Genomic DNA, 18,557 nt, shown 5'->3' with positions numbered 1-18,557 from the left:
CATCCGCTGTCTCAAGCGCTATATCGCCCGCGAGCTCTACCGGATCATCACCAGCAACGATCAGGGTCCCAACGGTTGACATCAATAGGAGCATCCCGCCGTACGACTGGGCGGTGCGTCCCTGTGGCGGCTCAGGCCCGCCCGAGCCGCCACAGGGACGTGACCTCAGCGGCACGAGCCGCGTGCAGAGGGTCGGTCTCGTCGAAGGCACGCGGGTGTCTCGGCCGCGTCCGCAGCCGGTCCACGACCCGCAGGCCTGCGGTCGCGAAGGCGGCCAGAAGCTCGGCCCGGGTCCGCAGCGCGAGATGTTCGGCCAGGTCCGAGAGGATCAGCCAGCCCTCTCCGTCCGGTTCCAGGTGCGCGGCGAGGCCGTGCAGAAAGCCGCTCAGCATGCGTCCGCCGGGGTCGTAGACCGCGTGGTCCAGGGGTGTGGCGGGCTTGGCCGGGATCCACGGTGGGTTGCAGACGACGAGTGGCGCGCGGCCCGGCGGGAAGAGGTCCGCGTGCACGACGTCGACCCGGCCGGCCAGTCCCAGCCGTCGCAGGTTGTCGCGGGCGCAGGCCAGGGCGCGCGGGTCCTGGTCGGTGGCCACGAGGCGTTCGACGCCCCGGCGAGCGAGGACCGCGGCGAGCACGCCGGTTCCGGTGCCGATGTCGAACGCCCTGGCGTGCGAGACGAGCGGTGCCCGGGCCACCAGGTCGACGTACTCGCCGCGGATCGGCGCGAAGACGCCGTAGTGCGGGTGGATGCGACCGCCCAGCGCGGGCACGTCGATGCCCCGGTCACGCCATTCGTGCGCGCCGACGATGCCCAGCAGCTCCCGTAGCGAGGTCACCGACGGTCCCGCGGCGGGACCGTACACCTCCGTGCAGGCCTGCCGCGGGTCCGGGGCGCGCCGGAGCGGGACGGTGTAGTCCTGATCGAGCGGCACCAGCAGCATGCCCAGCGTGCGGGCGAGCTGGGAGCGTGCCTGGCGGTGGCGATGGAAGGCGCGGGCCGGCGGCAGCGCGGGGCCACGCGGACGCCGCCCGGCCCGTCGCGCCATGGCGCGCAGGAGCCGGCGGGCGTGGTGGAAGTCGCCACGCCACAACAGCGCGGTGCCCTCACAGGCCAGGCGGTAGGCGGTGTCAGCGGTGAGGCGGTCATCGGCGATCACCACGCGAGCGGGTGGCGGCGAGCCGTTCTCGGAACGCCAGCGGGCGGACCGGGCCTCGCCGTCTTCGGTCCAGCGGATCTCGAGCACTCAGGCTCCTCATGATCGAACCAGTGATGGTCATGAAGAGCACTTCGTCGCGGTGGATCAGCCTGTGGCGGCCTCCCGCGAGGAAGTGCGCGCCGAGGCGTCGCCGAGAACCATGCCGGGCGGTGGGAACGACATGATCAACCTCCTCGTGGGATCGGAACCGTCTTCATCCTAGGCCCGTTCACGCATGATCTTGTCGGTGGCGGTGTCTACGCTCTCCGCTCACGAGCAGCGATGAGACGCGCACCGTGCGCCTGGAGCTCGACGTGCAGGACTGTGGTCGGGCGCATCTGATGGACAGGGAGCTGGGCGCAGACGCCGCGACGCCGGCTCAGTCCACAGAGATCATCGAGGTCGAGCACGGCTGTGCCAACCTCCGCATCACCCATCAGTGGGGGCCGGCCAGATTCACCGTGGCAGTCGCCGACCGGGACCCAGGGGCGGATCTCACCGGCTATGAGGACATCGTGGAGATCGAGGGCATGGACCTGGAGGGCACCGACGATGCCGTCGATGACCATTATCTTCAGATATGGCCCGCTCCCTTTGACGGCCCTGTTGTCGTCAAGGCCACGAGTGGGGTCTTTCAGCCCTGACCCTTGAACGCGTCGCGCAGGAACCCCGCGACCCGCGACTGCCATTCCCGGGCCGACTCCAGCACCGCCGACATCTCGTGCGACCCGTGCACATGCCCGGCCCAGCGGACCACCTCCGCCGAGCCTCCCGCCCGCCTCAGCAGTTCCCCGTAGGCCTCCCCCTCGTCACGGAGGAGGTCGTACTCCGCCGTCATGATCAGGGCGGGCGGCAGCCCGGTCAGATCACCGGCCAGCAGCGGCGAGGCGTAAGGACGGCGTCGATCCTCGACGGCGCAGTATCCCTCGATGGCCGCGGCCAGTTCGTCACGGGTCAGCACGAGCGGCCCCTCGGCCTCGTTCGCGTACGTCCGGTCCATCGTGAGGTCGAGCACCGGAATCTCGAGCACCTGGGCGAGCAGCGACGGGCCGCCCTCGTCCCGGATCATGAGCGCCGTGGCGGCGGCCAGGTTGGCCCCTGACGAGTCGCCGCCGATCGAGAGCCGTGACGCGTCGATGCCGAGCAGGTCAGCGTGGTCGGCGACCCACCGCACGGCGGTGTGGCAGTCGTGAACCGGCAGCGGGAAGCGATGTTCCGGTGCGAGCCGGTGCGCGACCGAGACCACCACGCATCGGGTGTCGACCGCGAGCCGGGCGCAGAGGGCATCACGATGGTCGAGCGTCCCCAGCCACCAGCCGCCGCCATGGACGTACACGTGACAGGGCAGCGGACCGGCCCCCTCCGGCGTGTAGCCGCGTACGGTGATGCGGCCGCCCTCGACCTCGATGTCGTGATCGGTCTGGACGACCGGCGGGGCGGGCCGCACCACCGTGGCGGCTCGGTGGTCCATGCCCCGATGGATGACGGCACGGCGTTCTGCGGCCGACATGGACGCGTCCGGCAGACGGCCACGGGCCTCGTCGATGCGGGCCAGCATGGGGACGAGCTCAGGAAGCACCGGCATGGTCGGGCCCTCCACTCGGTACAGTTACTGTAACCTTTTATTTCAGTCACTGTACCTGGGGAGCGCGAGATGGTCGAGACCGCAACCACGGGAGGCCGCGCCCTGCGGAAAGAACAGACCAGGCAGCGGATAGCCGAGAACGCCATGCGGCTGTTCGCCCGGGACGGTTTCGACGCGGTCACCGTGGCCGAGGTCGCCCGAGCCGCGGGAGTGACGGAGAAGACGGTCTTCAACCATTTCGAGACCAAGGAAGACCTCGTCTACAGCGAGGACACGGCCTTCCGCACGGCTCTGCTGGAAAGCGTGCGCGCCCGCTCAGCGCGCGCATCCGTGCTCGACGCGGCCGAGCGCTTCTTCCTCGACCGCTATCGCAGGCTGGAGTTCGACCCCGCCATGAGGCGCCGGGCGTCGGTCTTCGCCACCCTCGTCGCCGCCAGCCCGGCGCTACAGGCCCGTGAACACCTGATCCACGCCCGCTACGCCGAGGCGCTGAGCGAACTGATCGCCACGGAACAGGGCGCGACCCCGGACGACATCCGCCCCCGCCTCACCGCCGAGGCGCTGCTGGCCGTACATCGGGAGTCGATCGCCGCGATCCGGCGCGCGATCCTCACCGAGGTTCCCGACGCCGAGCTCGCGGCCCACGCCGTCACCACCGCGAGCCGCGGGTTCGACCTCCTCGCCCGCGGCCTGCGCCGCTACGCCACTAAACGCGGCTGAGCAGCCCTACGCGCAGGCCTCCGGCACGCCGGTCCCTTTTCGGCCGCCGCTACCGCCGAACCCTCTTGCGGACCTGCCGCACCCGCGGCCATGCTCGACTTCCCAGCACGAGTCGATCTCGGGAGGCGCGGTGCACGCCTACGATCCCGGCGTCTCCCACGGGAGCGGCCCATGACGGTGACGGCGACGCCTCCGGCCCGGCGCGAGCGGTCGGTCTCCGGGCGGGTGCGGGCGCTGGCCGGGCTGGCCCTCCTGACGCTGACGCTGCTGCTGGCCGCGATCCTGGCCGGCGCGGCGGGTACGGGCTCCAGCCTGCGCGCCATCGGGCATGACGCCGGACCGCAGGTGCTCGCCACCGCGGGCCTGTATCGGCAGATGTCGGAGATGGACGCGCTGGTGGCCGAGACCCTGCTGCTGGGCAGGGAGTACGGCCCGCAACAGCAGGCCGACCTGACCACCTACGACCAGCGGCGGCTGGAGATCTCCGAGAGCCTGCTCAGAATGTACCGGCTGGCCCTGGACAACCCGGTCGAGCAACGTACGGTCGAGTCGCTGATCGAGGGCCTGGGCCGCTACGAGCGGCTGGCGGCGCGGGCCCGGCTGCTGGACGCGCAGTCCCGCCACACCGCGGGCCGGCCGCCCGACGACGTGGTCGAGGCCTATCAGGCGGCCACCGACCTCATGCACCGCGAGCTGCTGCCCAAGGCCTACAACCTGACCCTGGAGACCGGGACGATCGTCAGGCGCGCGCACGACGCCGAGCGCTCGGCCACCTCGCTGGCCCGCATCGCCGTCATCGTCACCGGGCTGCTCGCGCTGGGCTGTCTCCTGGGCCTGCAGACCTACCTGGCCGGCAGGTTCCGCCGGGTGTTCGCGCCGGCGCTGGTGGTCGCCACCGTGCTCACCGCCACCGGCCTGGTGGCCGGCCTGGTCCTGCTCGACCGGCAGAGCCAGGCGCTGGAGGAGGCCAAACGCCGCGGGTTCGACTCGGTGCTCACCCTGACCAGGGCCAGGGCGATCAGCAAGAGCATGTACGGGGACCAGAGCCGCTACCTTCTCGACCGCTTCCGTAAGGACACCTACGAGCACACCTTCCTGGACAAGTCCCGGACGATCGCGGCCGTCGAGTCCACGAGCCTGCCCGACTACCAGAGCAAGCTGCGCGCGAACTTCCAGGGCCTGCTCGGCAGCGTGACAGGCCGCGACCGGGACCGCCTGTTCGCCGTCTACCAGGGCTTCCAGCAGGCCGACGCCAGGATGCGGACCATGCAGGCCGAGGCGGCGATCAAGTTCTGGGACGGCGAGCTCACAGAGGCCTACGAGAGCTACGACAAGGTGCTGGAGGAGCTGATCCGGCGGCACGAGTCCGACTTCGAGCGCGCCATCGACGGCGGCGACGGCGCTCTGGAGACGCTGTGGCGGTGGATCCCCGCCGGGCAGGCGGCCGGCGGCCTGCTCGTCCTGGTCGGCGTCCTGCCACGACTCAGGGAGTACCGGTGAGGAAACTGCTGATCTGCCTGATCCTGCTGCTCACCGCCTGCGGCACCGCGCAGCCGCAATCTCTCATGGACGACGACGAGGTGGTCGTCGCCATCCGCTCCGACGTCCCGCTGATCAGTTTCAAGGGGCAGGACGGCGCGTACGACGGCTTCAACATCGACGTGGCCGAGGATCTCCTCTCCCGGCTGGGCAAGCGGATCCGCTGGCTGGAGATCGAGGCCGGCGACCAGCTCACCGTGCTCACGGACGGGCGGGCCGACCTGGTCTTCGCCCACATGTCGGTCACCCCGGAGCGGAAGAAGGTGATCGACTTCGCCGGGCCGTACCACGTCGACTTCCAGGACATCGCCGTACGGCCGGCCGACAAGGGCGCCATCCGCGACGTCCGCGACCTCGAGGGTCGCAAGATCTGCCTGGTGCGCGGCACGAACATCGCCCAGCGGATCGTCGAGGAGCGCCGGGTCAAGGCGATCCCCGTCGAGGCGCCCGACTACAACGTCTGCATGGAGATGATCGCGAACGGCGCGATCGACGCCATCTCCACCAACAGCCAGATCCTCGCCGGGCTGCTCACCAAGCCGGGCGTCGACCTGCACCTGGTCGGCGCGACGTTCAACGAGCAACGCACGTCGATCGGCGTGCGCAAGGGCGACGTCGACGGCTGTGAGGAGCTCAACCGGGCCATCACCCAGATGTACCAGGACGGCACGGCCCACATGCTGCTGGACAAGTGGTTCGGCAAGTCGGGCATCGACCTGTCGGTGGTCGCGGTCCCGCAGTTCGAGGGCTGTTCCTAGCCGGGCGGACCGGCGATCTCCGCACCGAACCTGCCGACGAGCGCCTGCTTGGCGCGCCCCGCGACCGCCACGTCGTAGGGCACCAGCTTGACCGTCGCCGGATCGGCCGCCTTGGAGTGCGCCGGCACCCCGGTGTTGGTGGGCAGGGCGTAGAACTGCACCAGCGGCCCCAGCCGCTGCGACGCCCCGCTGAGCGCCCAGTCGACGTACGTGCGCGCGCTGTCGAGGTTGTGCGCCCCCGCCAGTACGGCCAGCCCGCCGAGCTCGTAACCGGTGCCCTCCTGCGGGAAGGTCACCTCCAGGTTCGGATAACCCTGCTCCTGGGCGGCGACGCAGTCATGGGAGAACACGACGCCGACCGCCGCCTCCTCCTTCGCCGCCTGAAGTGCGGCCGCGCTGCCGGAGGAGTTGTATCTCAGCACGTTCGGGTGCAGGTCGCGCAGGTAGCCGAGCGCCGCCTCCTGATCGCCGCCGTTCAGCTCCACGTGCGTCCACAGCGTGGTGTACGCCGTTCCGGAGGTCGCCGGATGGGCGATGGCGACGCTGCCGCGCAGCCGCTCGTCCAGCAGCTCCCGCCAGGAGCGGATCGGCTTCATGCCTCGCTCGGCCAGCTCCTTGGTGTTGTTGCAGAAAGCCAGCACGCCGGCGTAGATCCCGCTCCAGGCGTTCTCCGGATCGGCCCACTCCCGCCGGATCTCACCGGACCTCGCGGATTCGTACGGCTCCAGCAGCCCCTGACTCTTGGCGGCCACATAGGAGTCGGCCGGCCCGCCATGCCAGACGTCGAACTCCTGCCGCTCCCTGGCCGCCTTGAGCCGCTCCAGGGCCTCGCCGCTAGAGAGCCGGACGAAGTCGGCCTCCACCCCGGTGGCATCGGAGAACCTCTTGACCATCATCGCGCACCAGCGCTCGCTCGCGCCGCACGCGACCGTGATCTTGTCCCGCCGCGGCGTCGAACAGCCCGCCGCCACCAGAGCCACGACCAGTGCGATGGCCAACGGCCTCATTGCCCCTCCAAGGGGTTCGCCGACGTCCCGCCCGAGTGTCGCCCCCATTCGACACTCCACCCCGGCCGTCACGCAACCGATCACCGCCCTGCCGGAAGCCACGGCAGGGAAAGGGACCTTCGCGTGGTGCAAAGGTCCCTGGGGCCGGTGGTCAACGCCTCCCGGCCATGCGCCGGCGGTCAGGCCGGCCCGCCGGCCGAACGGAGCACGGGCGTCGCGCGATCAGGGCGTCACACCCACCAGACGCCGGTGCACACCGCCGCGCTGCCCCCGAGACCAGGCTGTTTCGTGCAGGCCTTGTACCCGTAACCGGAGCGGGCCCGGTATGCGTCGCTGTAGGTCGTATTCTTGATCGACTCCGAGAACGAACTGATCCACTTCCCCGCCTTCCTCGCCGCCGGCCTTCCGATCAACTCCGCCCGGCGTGAGGAAGGCGCCACCTGGGAGCGACCCTGGCCGGACTGGCGTGACGGCGAGGAAGAGGAGCTCCGTCGCCACCTGGACTGGCCGGTACGCGAGGTTCTGCACGATGCGCGGCTGGGCACTTGGCTGAGCTCATGGGGAGCACGGCCTGAGGACAAGGCGGAGGCGTCACGGATCGCAGGGCAGGAGTTGGCGAGGGCCCCGAGACTGATCCCGCTCTATGCGCATCGTTTTCTGCCCGGCGGACGCGGCACGTACGGAAATCAGGTGCTGTCGATGTGGGGCGCGGACATCGTCCCCTACGGCACAGAACTCGTCGACTACATCACCCGCGAGTTCTACCCGTCCGATGACGATGAAGGACCTCGGGAGGGCGGGAATCCCGTGCCGGTGTGGGATGAATTCATCTATGACGATGAGCCATCGTGATCATGCGTGCCCGGCACCTCTGTCTCAGCCCGACACCAACCTCAGTATCGCGGCCTTGTCGGCGTCCCACCCCTCCATCTGCATCCGTAGCGCTCCTTTCATACGGGCAGGCTTCTTCGGAGCGCTGTCTTCGGCGCCGCAACCCAGCACACTGACTCCACCGCCGTAACGAAAGAAGGTGAAAACGGAGCCGCAGGTGCCCTTCAGCGTGCCGGAACCACCGCCGCCCTCAGCGAAGGTCAGCTTGAATTCGAGGCTGTTGTTCGGCTTCACCTTGATGACCGAGAGGCGGCCGCCCTTCACCGCGATGCGCACCGGCCGGGACACCGCCACCTCGCAGGTGCCGTCCTTACAGGCCGAGTAACGCTTGCCGTCGGACGCGCTCGGCAGGGGCGGAGTCGACGACGTGGGTGTACTCGCCGGTGTGCCGGTGCTCGTGCTCGGGGAGGCCGTGGGCGTCGCGCCGGTGGATCTGCCCGAGGACGGCGTGTCGGCGGCTTCGCCGCTGACGGACGGGGATCCGCATCCGGCCACGAGAAGGGCCACGAGGGCGGCGCCTGCAGCAGACCGGAGGGATCGAGGGGACGGTATGCGGCTCACCGGGACTCCAGGGGTTGGCGCACCTCACATCGGACGCAATGGCATGCACCGCTGTCGGTAGCCACGATTCTGAGCGTACATCGGGATCCCGAGCGCCCTCAGGTCATCGACCGGTTCCCCGCTGTTCATAGTCGTCAGGTGACAGGGAAAGCGGCGCGGGGCCAAGGCTTTCGCCTGGTTCGCACTGATCTTCATGGTCATGCGCCTGGCCTACGCTGGGGTTACCACGACATCCCGCTCCGGCGGCCGAACAGTGGTGTGATCGGGCATAGTGCCACGTATGTTTGAAGGTCTCTACGACATCGACTGGTCGTCGATGGAGCATGCGTACGGGTCGGCGGCTGAGGTTCCGGGACTGCTGCTGGGCTTGAGGTCCCCGGACAGGGAAGAACGACGCAAAGCCCTTGTCAGGTTCTACAGCGCCGTCCACCATCAGGGCGTTGTGGTCCCCTGCACGACGGCGAGTCTGCCGTTCCTGTTCGAGTTGGCGGGAGACGTCGCAACTCCCGATCGAGCGGCGATCGTCGACTTATTGGTCAGCATCGGGACGGCAGCCGTCGAGGAATGCGAGAACCAGTACGCCGACTTGGTGGACTTCGCGGGAGCGGCGGCGGTGGTGCGCGAGCGGGCGGAGGTGTTCGTCGGATTCGCCGCGGATGCCGATCCCCGCGTACGCCGCGCCGCGATTCCAGGCCTGGCCCTGTTCCTCGACGACACGGACAGGGCTGCGGCGGTGCTGCGCGATCGGCTGTCGGCCGAGCCCGGGACGGCAGAGCGGCTGCTGGTCGTGGATGCCATGGCAACGCTGGCTCTTCGCGTGCCGGCCTTGTCGGACGGCGCGATGGCGTGGTTCGACGAGCTGGCCGCCGATGCGTCTCGGGACCCTGGGACGAGGCTGGCGGCTGTGGTCCAGCAGGCTCGCTGCGCCCCGGAACAGATCAGCAAGGACACCGTTCCGGCCGCGATCGACCTGCTACGGGAAATGGCGAACGCCACGGTGCCGGACGGGGAGCGGCCGGCCCCGGCTTTCCACGTGACACCAACGACTCCTGAGGCTCCGGCGGCCGGAGTGGCGCCGCAGGTCGTCGCCGCGTTCGAGGATCTCGACCGGAAGGGGCTCGTGCACGCGCCCACCACGCATTTGCTGCGTACCTTCCACGAGACCCTGGCAGGACGGGTATCCCAGCGCACGGCGCTGCTCGCGCAGCAGTTACGCACCCCTGACCCCGGCTCCCGGCTGGACGCGATCCGGATGAGCGCAGAGCTCATGAAGTCCTGGCGCGGTGACCATGCCTCGCTCATCCTGCAGGTCTCCGAACACCTCGGCGCCACCGAGCATGAGGTCGCCGCCGAGGCCGCGGCCGTTCTGGAGGAGTGCCACGCGATCGCCGAACCGGCCCGGGACGCGCTGGCCGCGCACGTCGCCGCGCACGGACCCGATGCGTGGGCCGCGCCGCACTCCGAGCAGCGCAGGGCTCACCAGGAGGCGGTTCGCGCGCTGGGGCGCCTGGGCGACGCGCGAGCCGTGCCCAGCGTGCTGGCGGCCCTGGACAGCGGCGTCGACGCCTGGCGCGCGGTGGAGGTCGCGGGCACTCTGATCGAGGCCGCGGACCAACTGGTGCCTCACCTGTGTGCGCACCTACGCCGCGTCGACCACACGCAGCGGTGGCTCGGGAGCGGCGCGGCCGCGTTGCTGTCCGCCCTGGGGGACCTCCGGGATCAGGCGGCGCTGCCTTCGATCATCGACACGCTGACCGCCGCTGTACGTCATGACCAGGCGGGAACCACGTCCGCAGCGCTGAAGGCCCTGGCGACGTTCGGTCCTGCGGCGGCACCCGCGCTCGAGACGATCCGACCGCTGACCGCGGCCTCCGATGCGCACGTACGCCCGGACGCCGTCGCGGCGCTGTGGGCCATCGGCGGCGATCGGGAGGAAGTGATGCCGCTGCTCGGCGAGCTCCTCACGGGCAGGCCCTTCTTCTGGAAGACGCGAGCCGCAGACGTGCTGGCCGAGATCGGCCTGCCCGCCGTGGCGGCTCTGCCGCAGCTGCGGCAGCTGCTGACCGACCGCTATGACTGGGTCCGTATTCACGGCGCGGCCGCCGTCTGGACGATCGGCGGCGAGGCCGAGACATCGATCGTCCTGGACATACTGCTCCAGGCATGGAGTCAGAACCCGGCGACGGGGGATCACATCGTGGCGTTCCTGGACCGGATGGGGCTCGCGGCGGAACCGGCCTTGCCTCAGGTCCGCTCGGAACTGACCCTGCCCCGGCGCAACGCCCGCTTCGCGAGCATCCGCAGAGACGAGGAACTACAGCGGGGCTGCCATGCCATCATCGGCCGGCTCTCCTGAGCCGTCCGGGTGTGGAAGCTCCTCAGCGGACGTATGACGGCCTCGTATGCGCCACTCGGGTTGACGTTGACGGTGCCGTAGAGATTGAGCGGTCTTTGCCATGGCTTGCCCCATCGGATTGCCCGGCCACCGATGATTTCGACGGCCGGGGCAGGTCTACCCCCATAGAGCAAGGATCAGGGAGGAACCATGAGCACGAACGCACTACCGCCCGTCGTCGACGCCGATACCTGGCAGCGTCAGCTCGAAGACCTGCGTGCTCGGGAGAAGGCCGCGACCCGCGAACTCGACGCCATCGCCGCCCAGCGCCGCCGCCTGCCCATGGTGGAAATGCCGGACTACACCCTCGAAGGCGAGGAGGGACCGGTGCGGCTGGCGGACGTCTTCGCAGGCAAGAGGCAACTCATCGTCTACAACCACATGTGGTTCCCGGGCAAGGAGTGGCAGTGCCCGGGCTGTACGGGCTTCACCTCGCAGTTCACCCGGCTGGAGTTCCTGGACGCCTACGATGCCCGGTTCGTCATCGTCACCCAGGGCCCGATCGCCGAAGCGCTCGCCTACAAACGGCGGGTCGGGAACAAGATGCCCTGGTACTCCACCGCGAACAGCCCGTTCGGCGCCGACGTCGGCGCACCGCCCGGCGAAGGCTTCGCCGTCAACGTGTTCCTCCGCGATGGCGACACCGTGTACCGCACCTGGCACACCAACGGCCGGGGCACCGAGCAGCTCAGCCACACCTTCGCACTGATCGACCTGCTGCCGTACGGCAGACAGGAGGAGTGGCAGGACTCGCCCGACGGCTGGCCGCAGTCGCCCACCTACAGCCGGTGGCCCTCCTCCGAGGACATCGCCGCGCTCTACGGCCCGGATACCGCCTAGGACCTTCGTCAGGCTCATCGAGCGGACCAGACAGGCCCTTCGTGCGCACGAGTGCGCACGAAGGGCCTTTGGGGTCAAATACGTGCCAACCGCCATATTGAGCACGAATCGCGGGCGGCGACCGTGAGCCAGTGGCTAGCATGATCACTCCGATGGACATCGAGAGGATATTCGTGCGCACACGCAAGCTGGCGACCCTCCTGGCCGGTACGGCCCTGGCCGCCACCACCACACTGGTAGCGGGCGCCACCCCGGCCGGTGCGGCCGGGCCCTGCGGCAGCAGCTACTCCAGGGTCGGCGTCTACGCCGTCTCCAAGGACGGGACCCGCACGGGCACACTGGAGGTGTACTACAGCTCCAGCACCGGAAAGAACTGCGCCCTGACCTACGGCTACGGCTCCTACGCCAACACCTTGAGCTGGAAGAGAGTCACGATCTCAAGAGGCGACGGCAGCGGAAGCTCCACCGATGCCGGGGAGTACAAGGTCTACGCCGGCCCGGTGTACGTCTCCGCGCCCGGCCAGTGCATCGACGTCGGCGCAACGGTACCGGCCTGGACGATCCGCGAGCTCAACAACGTGCACTGCGGCTGAACCTGTTGTGACCAGCCCGGGTGCTCTCCAACGGGAACGTGGAGGGCACCCCCGCACGTGGATTCCGGCCGGGCAGGCATCCCGGCCTGCCATTGCTTCCGTACGTGCTTACCAGGGCAACTCCCCGGTTTCGTCTTGGAACGTTCCTGTCGGACCGTCCGCGCCGAGAATCGCCAGGCGCACGACGGTTCTGGCGCTCTCTTCCGGTGATCTTCCGATTCCGAATGCCGCGGTCATATCGGTGGCGGTGGTGCCGGGCTCGACCGCGTTGAACTTGATGCCCGGCTGGGACTTGGCGTACTGAACCGTGAGCATGGTGGCCGCGGACTTGGAGGCGGAGTAAAGCGCCAACGGCAAGCCGAACTCCGGCCGCTCCGGATTGGTCACTGCCCAGAATGACCCGGCGCTGCTCGACACGGTGACCACGTTGGGGTTCGATGATCTGCGCAGCAGGGGAAGCGCCGCCTCCGTGACGCGCACGATTCCCACCGCATTGGTGTCGAAGGCTCGGAGAGCCGTGGGACCGTCGGGGACTCCGTCTCCCAGGACGCCCGCGTTGTGCACCAGAACGTCGAGCCGGCCCTCGGCCGCATCGATCGTCGCCAGCGCGCTGCTCACCGATGCGTCGTCGGTCACATCGAGTCGGACGAATCGTGCGCCCAGCACCGCCGCGGCCTTCTGCCCTCGCTCGACGTCACGCGCGCCGACGTAAACGATGTGGCCCAACTCCACAAGCTGTTTGGTTGTACTTCCGCAGCGATCGTTACAGAAGTCGACGGTAGCACTTCTGCAGCGATCGCCGCAAAAAGAGACAGGCTCTTGGGAGTGGGGACGACGGCTACGAGCGAGCCAACCTGACCGACGCGATGGGCATCTCCACCACCAGCGTGTACGCGGTTCCAGCGAGCCGTCGACGCGGGCGACCCACCTTCGGAGACCGGCAACTACTCGCCGTAACGGCCGGTTCTCACCGACGACCCCTTTGCCCGAGCAAGATCCATGCAACCAGCGTCACAGGAAGGCATCCGACGGCGAATCCACCGCCTGGCCCAAACCCTCGCACTACCGGCTCACCCGGACCCGCATGGCGGACCACGCGTGCATTCACTCGTACGGTGTCAGGAACTCCCGCGGCTTCAGGGCCCGGGACATGATCCGCACGTCGCCGATCCACCCGTAGTAGCCCTGCCCGTACTTGAGCGCGAACTGGGTGCCGCCGATCGCGAACGGCCTGCCCAGCGTGGAGATGCCTCTCGACGGCTGGGTGGGGTTCCGGGCGATCTTGGAGCCGTCCACGTACACGACGGTGCGCCGCGAGTCGTTGACGACCGCGACGTGCATCCAGCGCCCGACCGGCAGAGAGTGGCTCCACGACGTGGGGTCGGCGTCGCGGTCGGTCGGATACACGACGTACTGCAGGAACCGCTCCGGTGACAGGTTGAGGCTGCACGTCGGCTCCTCCGGCGACCAGCCGCTGGTCTTGCCGGCGTCACCACTGCGCCCTTCCCAGCTCAGGATGCCCATCCACGCGTGGTCGCCCTCGAACGGCTCCGGCAGCTTGAGGAACGCCTCGATCGTGTACCCGGACTCGAACTTCATCCCGTTGATCGGCGCGTTGGCCGCCGACCTGAGAACTGCGCCCCGGTCGGGGTTCTTGCCGCCGCCGAAGCGCAGGCTGGCGTGCGCGGGCTGGCCCTCGTGGTGCTCGGCCGACCACTTCAGCGTCTCGGGGGCGCTGGCGTGCAGGAGTTCCATGGTGAGATCGTTGCCACCGCCGGTGAGATCGCGAGCGACCGCGCCCGCCGGGACGACCGCGCCGTCCGTGCCCGCGTCGGCGAGCCCCTCGCCGTCGAACCGCCAGTACGCGACCGTACCCCTGGGCATCACGATCCTGGCCGGACGCGGCGGAGGCAGGGTGCGCGGGGCGAACCCCGCGAAGCGTGCGTCGAAGTCGATGTCGATGCTGAAGCGGTCCACGGAGCCGGTCAGCTCGAGGTTCTCCGCCTCCAGGGGCGCACGGTCGGTCGGGTCGCGATCGAGCAGCCATGGCGACAGCGTCTCGACGTCGATCACGTTGCGTACCAGGTCGAACGCGTAGAGCCGGATCATGCCCGCGCCGCCGTAATAGCGGTCCTGGTAGTTGACGATGTGCACGTGCACGTCGTGGCCGGCGTCGTTCTTGAGCACGGTACGGCCGGGCGGCCAATAGTGCCCGTTGAGCGTCAGGAAGATCTGGTCGTTGCGCCGCACGAGGGTGTCCCACAGCCGCTGGCCGTACTGCGACAGCCCCGCCCCGCCCGAGGCGTCCGGCCAGGCCAGATCATGCGTGGTGAGGATGGCGGGCAGGGTCGCGTTGGCGTCGATGACGCCCTGCGCCCACCGGATCCCCCCATCGGAGATCCGCCAGTCCAGCGCCAGCACCAGCCACTTCCGCCCGCCGGCCTCCAGCACGTGGTAGCTGTTGTAGCCGTCGGGCGAGGCGCCACGAAACGTCGGCATCCTGGCGAACCTGGCCGGGCCGAACGCCCGCAGGTAGGCGCTGTCACCGCGCTGGTCGTCACCGCCCGCGATGTCGTGGTTGCCGGCCAGCACGCTGTACGGCAGCTTGCCGTCGATGGCCCTGAACACATCGCTGGCAAGCCTGATCTCGTGCTCGCTGCCGTGCTCGGTCACGTCGCCCAGGTGCGTCATGAACGCGATGTTCCTGCTCTCGCGCTCGCCGGTGAGAAAACGGAACGTCTGGCGGAGCGGAGCGGGGTCGGAACTGTCCTCGTCGAAGAGGTACTGCGTGTCGGGCAGCACGCCGATCGTGAAGCGCGGGCTGTGCCGGTCGTACCTACCGCGACCGGTGGCGGCCTGGGCAGGTGAGGCGTCGAGCATGGTCCCGGACGCCACGGCTGCGGCGGGCGCCCACAGCAGCGTGCGACGGCCAAGGGAGGGCTGAGTCATGTGTACTCCGTTTCAGGTGCCGCGCAGCACCATGATCGGCCCACATGACCCAGCGGTGCCCGGAGCGCTAACAGCCGCTCTCCCTCGGTGGAAATCTTGACCCGGCCGCCCGGAAGCCGATCGTCCATCCTTCACGTATCCGTTTCGAGCGCCCGTCGAGGTGCCCGTACAGCAGGACGGTCCCGCTCGACGCCGCGCCCGACGTCGCGGGCACGTCCACGAAGAGGAGTGGGGCGCGGCCATCGAGCTGCACCACTTCGCACCGCGCATCGGGAAGGGCCCGCGACGTCACCCAGGCCTGCACGTGTTCGACGGCCGCTCGCAAGTGACCGTGCTCCTCCCATTCGGCGTCGTAGGCAGCCGACACGGCGGGAATCTCGACCAACCCGGTAAGGCTGGGCAGCACGGCCTTCGTCCAGGAATCGCAATGCGGCAATATGACTGCATGAATCACGAAAAGCTTCCGCAGAAGGACGGGTCAGGTTCGGCCTTGAGGGGAGCGCCACGGGAGGGGTAGGGCGCGGCGGGGGCCGGTCATCCGCTGCAGGCCCTGGTCGATGTCGGCGAGGGACTCCGCGGTGAGGCGTGAGCTCAGCTGGTCGACCGCGCTCTGGGCGAGCCAGTAGATCAGCACCGGAGCCGTTCCAGGACCGCTCTCCGCCATGATCGCGAGCAGGTCTGTCAGCGGGGCGGGGTGGTCGAGCCGGTCGAGCGCCGCTTCCACGCCGGGCTCGGTGAGCGGGGTGGGGAATTGCTGGCGGATCGCGCCCTGGGCCTTGCGGATCCTGCCGGTCTGGGAGGACACCGTCCTCGGACGCCGGCCGCTGAAGAGCCTGCGCGGGCTCCGCAGCACGCGGGTGAGCGCGGGGGCGGTCATCCTGGTGAGGCCGTCCTCGATCTCCCGCTTGATCGGGCCTTCCAGCCCCAGTTGTCTCAAGGCGTGCGCGGTCAGCCCCGACAGCAGCGCCGCACCCGTTCCAGGGCCGCTCTCCGTCATGATCGCGAGCATGAACGCCTGGGGAGGGACTTCGTCCAGGGCCTCGAGGATCTCTTTGACGTCCGCGGGGAGGAGCAGGCGCCCGCGGCTGAGCCGCAAGATGCTGCGGTGTTGCTCCAGGCCGGAGTCGCCGAGGCAGGCGGAGACCGGCTTGACCAGGTAGCGGTGGTGGTGGAGCTGCTGGGCGACCTCCTTCCTGTCGTGGCGGTCTCCCAGCTCGCGCAGGACGCTGTCCAGCACGGTGGCGTCGCAGGAGGGCCCGATCAGGTGGAGTAGCTCGTCGACGGTCATGTTCGAGAGGAGTTGCTGCCGCATCCTGGCGTCGCCTATGAGGAAAGTGATCAGCAGCTTGACCAGAGGCTCGCAGTGGGAGGATGCCGCCTTGAGCGCCTTGGCGAGGGGGCGGGGAACCTCGCTGAGGCCGGCGAGGTCGTGGCGGAGGTTCTCGAGGTCGTGGCGGTGGAGGGCGGGGCCGTACAGGAGGCGCAGGAGGATCTCGAAGAAGGTACCCGTGGTGGGGGAGTCGGCCAGCCGGTCGGGCAGCCGGGTCAGGTTCCGCTTGACGATGTCGCGATAGGCGGGGCGGTCGTCGTCGGTGATGCGGTGGAGCGCCTGCGACAGATGGGCGTTGAGCTCCTGGAGCCGCACCTCGTCCGCGCCGGCGAGGCTGTCGAGGGACTCGGGGAGCAGTTGCCTCACGGAGGAGGCGAGGCTGATCGCGGTGTGCTCGCGTACTCGCACGAGGGCCTCGGCGCGGTCGGTCTCGCTGTCGAGGTCCAGCGGGCGGTCAAGGGCGGCCAGGCGGCGGATCAGGCGGGCCAGGCCGTCGTGCTCGTACTGCGCGAGTTCCTGCTCGTAGCGGCGGGCCTCGGGAGGGAGGTCGTACGGGACGTCCTTCTCCCAGGGGAGCTCCCAGGCGCCGTGGGCGGGGGCGACCTCGGCGAAGGAGAGCCGGATGCGGTGCCTGGAGGCGCTGTTGGTCCAGGTCGAGACGGCGAGTCCGCTGCGCATGCCGTACGGGAGGAGCGCCGCGACGGCGTCGAGGAAGTCGAGCCGCTGCTCCATCGGGAGCTCCGCGCGGACCACGCAGACGGGCTTGCCGGTGAGCAGGAGCGCCGCCGCCCGGCGCGCGGTGGCGTTGGCGATGCCGGACAGCCTGGACGGGTCGTAGTCGCGGAGGCTGAGCCGGAACGGGCTCTCGCCGGAGAAGTCCTTTCTCAGCAGCGCCTCGTACAGGGCGCGGTAGGAGATCGAGGTCTTCGAGGCCTGCTCCCAGCGGAGGCAGACGTGCCAGGTCATCGTGTACGGACGGTGGAAGCCGTCCTGGGACTCCGGCTTCGTCTGCAGGGACAGACCAAGCCAGGACTCACCGCGCCGGTTGAAGTGGCTGGCCGCCACGCGCGGCAGCGCCTTGGGCTCTACGGTGCCTGAGGAGAACGACTTGAGCCAGTCGGAGAACTCCGCCTTGCTCAACGCTCCAGTGCTGAAGCCGATCACGTCGTAGTCGTCCAGGCTCTGCGGCGTCTTGCCGAGGACGGCCCAGTGAGCGGTCGGCCGCGCCGTCATCACCCGCTCCTCATCGAGTGCGGCCTCAGCATGCCGCCGAGCCAGATCACCGGCTCCATGACGTTGATGGGGCGGACGGGGCCGCGGATCGTGAGGCCCCCGTGGGGGTCGTCGATGACGTTGAGGAAGTCGTCCGGATCGAACCGACCGTAGCGCTCGTCGATGTACATCCCCACCGACGAGGTCACGAAGAACTTCGCGCGGTCCTTGTGGAAGTACGTCTCGATCAGGTCGAGGATCATCTCCGCGTTGTGGTTGCGCCCGTGCTGGCAGAGCTGGTGGAAGAACTCCCTGGCGTGGTCCTCGGCCACGCGCGGGATGCGCAGCTCGTCACTGAGATCGGGCTCGGCGAACCCCCACTGGTCCGCCAGCGCCAACACCCGTGGGTCGTCATATTTCGTGATGCAGACGGCGATGTAGTGCGGGAGCTTGCCGTCGGCGTACTCGTTGCCCGCCAGCATCTGCGCGGCCACCTCGTTCAGCGCCGAGTCCAGGTGCTTGAAGGCGTCGCCGACCAGGCTCTCCCGGTCCGGGTCGAACATGTAGATCAGCCCGCGGCTCCTGACCAGGCTGGACACCAGGGCCTCCTTGTCGACGCTCGCCTGCGGGTCGGCGTACAGGCCGCCGCGCGGATCCAGGAAGTCCAGCTTGATCCTCGGGGCCCTGCCCGGCTGCGTTCGCCACGGCCGCCACCACTGCCGGTGGTCCTCCGCTGGGCCGATCAGCAGCCAGCTGTAGTACGTCAGGGACTCGGTCGAGTCGGGGAACCTGCGATCGTCCAGCAGCCTGTTGCGGAGCTTGATCAGCTCCGCCCCTGAGGCCTGGTTCTCGCCGACCAGCTTCCAGTTCGTCTCGGCCTTGTTCAGCGCGATGCTCAGCGCAGCTAGGAAGGCGGTCTTGCCGCTACCCGAGGCGCCCCACATCGCGATGTCGGGCGCCGGTTCGGTCTCGGTCACGCGG

At 69.2% G+C, this 18,557-nt stretch carries 18 protein-coding genes; 8 read left to right on the top strand and 10 right to left on the bottom strand.

Translation table 11 applies throughout. From position 1 onward, the window contains the following. Positions 1 to 131: 131 nt before the first annotated feature. Positions 132 to 1,244, bottom strand: coding sequence for a methyltransferase (locus ACIBQX_RS26180; protein ID WP_397008819.1), 1,113 nt, complete (start codon positions 1,242 to 1,244; stop codon positions 132 to 134). Between the two features lie 248 nt (positions 1,245 to 1,492). On the opposite strand from ACIBQX_RS26180, the gene ACIBQX_RS26175 reads away from it, so the two are divergent. Continuing rightward, a complete protein-coding gene (locus ACIBQX_RS26175; protein ID WP_397008817.1) occupies positions 1,493 to 1,840 on the top strand; it encodes a hypothetical protein in 348 nt (115 codons plus the stop codon). Here ACIBQX_RS26175 and ACIBQX_RS26170 read toward each other — a convergent pair. Further along, positions 1,831 to 2,781: an alpha/beta hydrolase gene (locus tag ACIBQX_RS26170; RefSeq protein WP_397008815.1), complete on the bottom strand. Its 951-nt coding sequence runs from the start codon at positions 2,779 to 2,781 to the stop codon at positions 1,831 to 1,833. The genes ACIBQX_RS26175 and ACIBQX_RS26170 overlap by 10 nt on opposite strands. A 69-nt stretch (positions 2,782 to 2,850) precedes the next feature. On the opposite strand from ACIBQX_RS26170, the gene ACIBQX_RS26165 reads away from it, so the two are divergent. The 3 genes from ACIBQX_RS26165 (at position 2,851) to ACIBQX_RS26155 (ending at position 5,798) form a co-directional block, all read left to right on the top strand. After that, positions 2,851 to 3,501: a TetR/AcrR family transcriptional regulator gene (locus ACIBQX_RS26165; protein WP_397008813.1), complete on the top strand. Its 651-nt coding sequence runs from the start codon at positions 2,851 to 2,853 to the stop codon at positions 3,499 to 3,501. Between the two features lie 171 nt (positions 3,502 to 3,672). Beyond that, entirely contained in the window at positions 3,673 to 5,001 is a 1,329-nt protein-coding gene (locus tag ACIBQX_RS26160) for a hypothetical protein (RefSeq protein ID WP_397008811.1), read from the top strand. Further along, the gene (locus tag ACIBQX_RS26155; protein ID WP_397008809.1) at positions 4,998 to 5,798 is read left to right on the top strand and encodes a substrate-binding periplasmic protein; all 801 of its coding nucleotides are present in this window, start codon (positions 4,998 to 5,000) and stop codon (positions 5,796 to 5,798) included. The genes ACIBQX_RS26160 and ACIBQX_RS26155 overlap by 4 nt, the downstream gene beginning before the upstream one ends. On the opposite strand, the gene ACIBQX_RS26150 is transcribed toward ACIBQX_RS26155, so the two are convergent. Continuing rightward, on the bottom strand, positions 5,795 to 6,805 hold the full coding sequence (locus tag ACIBQX_RS26150) for an ABC transporter substrate-binding protein (RefSeq protein WP_397008807.1): 1,011 nt from the start codon (positions 6,803 to 6,805) through the stop codon (positions 5,795 to 5,797). The genes ACIBQX_RS26155 and ACIBQX_RS26150 overlap by 4 nt on opposite strands. Positions 6,806 to 7,153: 348 nt before the next feature. Here ACIBQX_RS26150 and ACIBQX_RS26145 point away from each other — a divergent pair, with 348 nt between their 5' ends. Then, positions 7,154 to 7,657 (top strand): hypothetical protein, encoded by a 504-nt coding sequence (locus tag ACIBQX_RS26145; protein WP_397008806.1) that lies wholly within the window; start codon positions 7,154 to 7,156, stop codon positions 7,655 to 7,657. Positions 7,658 to 7,681: 24 nt separating this feature from the next. On the opposite strand, the gene ACIBQX_RS26140 is transcribed toward ACIBQX_RS26145, so the two are convergent. Together ACIBQX_RS26140 and ACIBQX_RS26135 are read right to left on the bottom strand one after the other, a co-directional pair. Beyond that, positions 7,682 to 7,972, bottom strand: coding sequence for a hypothetical protein (locus ACIBQX_RS26140; RefSeq protein ID WP_397008804.1), 291 nt, complete (start codon positions 7,970 to 7,972; stop codon positions 7,682 to 7,684). Positions 7,973 to 8,006: 34 nt separating this feature from the next. Next, complete coding sequence (locus ACIBQX_RS26135; protein ID WP_397008802.1) at positions 8,007 to 8,183, bottom strand: hypothetical protein; 177 nt, start codon at positions 8,181 to 8,183, stop codon at positions 8,007 to 8,009. A 354-nt stretch (positions 8,184 to 8,537) separates the two neighbouring features. Here ACIBQX_RS26135 and ACIBQX_RS26130 point away from each other — a divergent pair, with 354 nt between their 5' ends. From ACIBQX_RS26130 to ACIBQX_RS26120, 3 genes are all read left to right on the top strand, one after another. After that, the gene (locus tag ACIBQX_RS26130) at positions 8,538 to 10,613 is read left to right on the top strand and encodes a HEAT repeat domain-containing protein (protein ID WP_397008800.1); all 2,076 of its coding nucleotides are present in this window, start codon (positions 8,538 to 8,540) and stop codon (positions 10,611 to 10,613) included. Between the two features lie 189 nt (positions 10,614 to 10,802). Further along, a complete protein-coding gene (locus tag ACIBQX_RS26125) occupies positions 10,803 to 11,492 on the top strand; it encodes a DUF899 domain-containing protein (protein ID WP_397008798.1) in 690 nt (229 codons plus the stop codon). A 173-nt stretch (positions 11,493 to 11,665) separates the two neighbouring features. After that, positions 11,666 to 12,085 (top strand): hypothetical protein, encoded by a 420-nt coding sequence (locus ACIBQX_RS26120; RefSeq protein WP_397008796.1) that lies wholly within the window; start codon positions 11,666 to 11,668, stop codon positions 12,083 to 12,085. Between the two features lie 108 nt (positions 12,086 to 12,193). On the opposite strand, the gene ACIBQX_RS26115 is transcribed toward ACIBQX_RS26120, so the two are convergent. The 5 genes from ACIBQX_RS26115 to ACIBQX_RS26095 all read right to left on the bottom strand — a co-directional run bounded on the left by ACIBQX_RS26115 (position 12,194) and on the right by ACIBQX_RS26095 (position 18,553). After that, a complete protein-coding gene (locus ACIBQX_RS26115; protein ID WP_397008794.1) occupies positions 12,194 to 13,090 on the bottom strand; it encodes an SDR family NAD(P)-dependent oxidoreductase in 897 nt (298 codons plus the stop codon). Between the two features lie 99 nt (positions 13,091 to 13,189). Continuing rightward, entirely contained in the window at positions 13,190 to 15,034 is a 1,845-nt protein-coding gene (locus ACIBQX_RS26110; RefSeq protein ID WP_397008792.1) for a LamG-like jellyroll fold domain-containing protein, read from the bottom strand. A 67-nt stretch (positions 15,035 to 15,101) separates the two neighbouring features. Then, positions 15,102 to 15,488 (bottom strand): hypothetical protein, encoded by a 387-nt coding sequence (locus tag ACIBQX_RS26105; protein WP_397008790.1) that lies wholly within the window; start codon positions 15,486 to 15,488, stop codon positions 15,102 to 15,104. A gap of 24 nt (positions 15,489 to 15,512) precedes the next feature. After that, complete coding sequence (locus ACIBQX_RS26100; protein WP_397008788.1) at positions 15,513 to 17,597, bottom strand: hypothetical protein; 2,085 nt, start codon at positions 17,595 to 17,597, stop codon at positions 15,513 to 15,515. Next, a complete protein-coding gene (locus ACIBQX_RS26095; protein ID WP_397008786.1) occupies positions 17,597 to 18,553 on the bottom strand; it encodes a hypothetical protein in 957 nt (318 codons plus the stop codon). Before ACIBQX_RS26095 ends, ACIBQX_RS26100 begins: the two co-directional genes overlap by 1 nt. Positions 18,554 to 18,557 lie beyond the last annotated feature (4 nt).

It is taken from the genome of Nonomuraea sp. NPDC049714, assembly GCF_044465295.1.
Lineage (GTDB): Bacteria > Actinomycetota > Actinomycetes > Streptosporangiales > Streptosporangiaceae > Nonomuraea.
This window is presented reverse-complemented; position numbering and strand designations above follow the sequence as displayed.